This is a genomic window from Nostoc sp. CHAB 5715 (assembly GCF_020829685.1).
Lineage (GTDB): Bacteria > Cyanobacteriota > Cyanobacteriia > Cyanobacteriales > Nostocaceae > Nostoc.
This window is the reverse complement of record NZ_JAIVFR010000797.1, coordinates 1-3556: the sequence shown is the minus strand read 5'-3', so window position 1 is coordinate 3556 and position 3556 is coordinate 1. Positions and strand designations below refer to the sequence as shown.

Below are 3556 nucleotides of genomic sequence, written 5' to 3'. Positions count from 1 at the left end.
GTTGATTTACATCCTCACTCCTTTCGCCACACCTACGCTACTGATTTATTACTGTTGGGTGTTGACCCATTTCATGCCCGTAAGCTGACTGGACATCAAAGTGAGAAAGCCTTTCGACGCTATACACTTCGCAGTGAACAATCAGCGGCGATCGCTGCCTACTATCGTGCGATTGGTGAAGAGGAAGCAGAGTAGACTATGCCCAAGCCACTTGATCCCAAATGTCAGCTATGCTCCAAATTACCAACAACTCAAGCCAAACTACTGCATGGGCCACAAGGGGACGGGTGTTGGAATCCACGCATTTGCCACAATCGCCGCTCATTCTATCGCCACCGCTCCCAGAAGAATTCAGCAGAACTTGATTCAGTAACAGTCGAACCACCAACAACATATTTTGCAGTGCTGTATTTGTATAAAGAACCGGGGGATAAACCATTACACGCTATGTCGGCAGAACTCTGGCTGGGGCAAAAACCGATTTGCCGCTTAGAACCAATTCACTGTTTTGGGCTAACGGCTGGCAAGATCCGCGCCTATACAGATCAGGTGTTACAGGCATTTGCTAAATCTTACGGTGTTTCACTATATCAATATAAGGATATGTTTGAGATTAGCTCAAGCTACTGCCCAGTGCGACCCTGCCCGTTAAATCCCAGGTACTTTGATGAAGATTACAAATTGTATAGAACAACCGACGGGGGTAATACATGGCAGCACATATCGGGAGTACTCAGCCCTTATGATGGCTTTTATTTTTTTGATCATAGTATCGGGTTTGTCAGAGGCAATGGAACTGGATGGTATAAAACCATAAATGGTGGGACTACCTGGAGAAACTTGTCTATAGGAAATGATAACTCTTTCCGCTCTTCAAGTGTTTGGTTTACCAATAGCAAGACAGGATTCATGGCAGGTGGGTGGGCGTAGAGATAATGAGGATATCACGAATCCCAGCCAACATCAGAGTGGACAAGGGATAGTAGATCATTGGCTTATCGTAAACAGGCATGAGCTGTTTGCTCATTACCTGGGTGAGAGGGTAAAGCCGTGTACCAGAACCGCCAGCTAGAATAATGCCCTTCATCGTTAATTCCTCAAATGGTTTAAAATCTTGCTCTTCGTGATAGCGCTGTTGTCGATTAAATAATTATTGTTCACTTTAAAGAATTAATGACCAAAAATGCAATCCTTTATTCAGAGCTAATTTTAGCTGTGTAAGGCGTACTAAAAAAGTGACAAGAATTCTTTAAAAATTGGACAACAATTCTTTAATGTACAGCTGTTATTCTGTCTTGATAGTTTTGCTTAATCCAAGTTTGGTAATCGCCTGATTGAACTTGCTTTACCCATATTGGATGACTCAGATACCACTGAATTGTCTTTAGTAAACCACTATCAAAGTCCTCCTTTGGCTCAAAGCCCAACTCAGAGCAAATTTTGTTGCAGTCTATTGCATACCGTCGGTCATGACCGGGGCGGTCTTTTACAAAAGTAATCAGAGAAGAGTAGCTAAAGTTGGGTTTGGGTGCCAACTCATCAAGGATTGTACAAATTTTTTCAACGACTGTTAGGTTTGTCTGCTCGTTGTTGCCACCAATGTTATAAGTTTTTCCAATATGACTGGATTGCAAAACTAGATAGAGAGCTTCGCAGTGATCCACAACATACAACCAGTCTCGGATATTCTGTCCATCACCATAGATTGGCAAAGGTTTACCATTCAAAGCATTAAGAATCATCAAGGGAATCAGTTTTTCAGGAAACTGGCGTGGACCGTAGTTGTTTGAGCAGTTGGTTATTAAAGTGGGGAGACCATAGGTGTGATAGTAAGCTCGTACAAGATGGTCAGATCCTGCTTTTGACGCAGCATAGGGACTGTTGGGAGCATAAGGAGTATCTTCCCGGAAGGCTGGATCTTTTGGACCTAATGAGCCGTACACTTCATCAGTGGATATATGTAAGAAACGAAATTGCTCTCGCTTTTGCAGAGATAATTTTTCCCAGTAAGCTTTGCTAGCTTCTAAAAGTTGGAATGTTCCCAATATGTTCGTTTGAATAAAATCCTGAGGACTAAGGATTGAGCGATCGACGTGGCTCTCAGCAGCGAAGTTAATAATTGCGTTTGGTTGGTACTGCTTTAGAAGAGAACCCAATAGCTCGATATTGCAGATGTCTCCACGGACAAAATGATATCCAGGATCATCCTGCAATTGAGCTAAAGTTTGAGGATTGCTGGCATAGGTTAGCTTGTCTAGATTAATAATGTTAGCCCACCGCTCTTTTCTAGCCTTCAAAATGAAGTTAGAACCGATAAAACCAACTCCACCAGTTACTAAAAATGTCTGCATCTTGCTGCATCCTAATTGACTAAGAAATCTCTGCAAATCATGAACATTATTCAAAAGCTTATACTTATGACGCGACCACTTGTCTTCCCATCAATAAGCCGACTTTGTTACAGTTAGCAGTTACGCTTTCCTGTAAAACTTCTATCACTCTCATAACCTCTTCATCCGTCATATGGGGGCTTATCGGTAGGCTCAGAACATCTTTAGCCATTTGTTCTGTAATAGGAAAACTGCTTAAATGCTGTTCTTCTATATACGCATCAGATAAGTGGGATGGAACAGGATAATGAATTAAAGTGCCAATTCCCGCATCTTTCAGATGTTTCTCTAAATCAGAACGCTTTGGATGACGTACTACAAACAAGTGCCATACTGGCTCTGCCCAGGCAGAAACAAAAGGTAGGGTTAAATCTGTTACGCTGAAGAGTTTTTCAAGATACTGGTTAGCTACCCAAGCACGGCGAGCATTCCACTCATCAAGCTTAGTTAGCTTCACCCTTAAAAAGGCAGCTTGTAGCTCATCAAGTCGGCTATTGAAGCCTTTCATTTCATTGAAGTATTTAACACGAGAACCATAGTTTCTTAGCAAACGAATTTTATTTGCCAAATGACAATCATTCGTCGTGACTGCTCCACCATCACCTAATGCTCCTAAGTTTTTACCTGGGTAAAAGCTGAACCCGGCTGCATCTCCTAAACCACCAACACGTCGCCCTTTGTAGCGTGCTCCGTGAGCTTGAGCAGCATCTTCAATTACCCTTAGCTGATAACGTTTTGCGATCGCGTTAATCAGATCCATATTAGCTGGTTGACCGTAGAGATGAACTGCCAAAATCGCCTTCGTCTTTGGTGTAATTGCTGCTTCAATTTGCTCCGGATTTATGTTGTAAGTTTTTTCATCTGGCTCAACCGGAACCAGGATAGCTCCTGCATAGGAAACTGCTAACCAGGTGGCGATATAAGTATTAGCTGGTACAATAACTTCATCCCCCTGACCAATTTCCATAGCCCGCAGAATGAGATGCAGGGCTTCTAACCCGTTGCCAACTCCGACACAATACTGAGTTCCACAGTATGCAGCAAATTCTGCTTCAAACGCCTCCACTTCTTGCCCAAGAATATACCAGCCAGACTCCATGACTCGTCTGTAAGCTGCGTCTAACTCCTGCTGAAGTTCAAAGTAAGGTGCTTTCAAATTTAAGAAT

3 protein-coding genes and 2 pseudogenes are annotated in these 3556 nt (G+C 42.7%); 2 read left to right on the top strand and 3 right to left on the bottom strand.

Annotated features, from left to right (window positions below):
* Together LC574_RS31460 and LC574_RS31455 are read left to right on the top strand one after the other, a co-directional pair.
* Positions 1-195, top strand: a 195-nt coding sequence (locus LC574_RS31460) for a tyrosine-type recombinase/integrase (RefSeq protein ID WP_229457493.1), incomplete at its 5' end; no start/stop codon positions are given.
* A gap of 3 nt (positions 196-198) precedes the next feature.
* Positions 199-657 (top strand): annotated as a pseudogene (locus LC574_RS31455) (hypothetical protein); the annotation flags it as partial.
* Positions 658-922: 265 nt separating this feature from the next.
* On the opposite strand, the pseudogene LC574_RS31450 reads toward LC574_RS31455, so the two are convergent.
* The 3 genes and pseudogenes from LC574_RS31450 to LC574_RS31440 all read right to left on the bottom strand — a co-directional run.
* Positions 923-1087, bottom strand: a pseudogene (locus LC574_RS31450) (sugar phosphate nucleotidyltransferase); the annotation flags it as partial.
* Positions 1088-1271: 184 nt separating this feature from the next.
* Entirely contained in the window at positions 1272-2351 is a 1080-nt protein-coding gene (gene rfbB / locus LC574_RS31445; protein WP_229457492.1) for a dTDP-glucose 4,6-dehydratase, read from the bottom strand.
* Between the two features lie 64 nt (positions 2352-2415).
* Positions 2416-3556 (bottom strand): DegT/DnrJ/EryC1/StrS aminotransferase family protein (locus LC574_RS31440; protein WP_229457491.1); only part of this gene is annotated, 1141 nt, incomplete at its 5' end.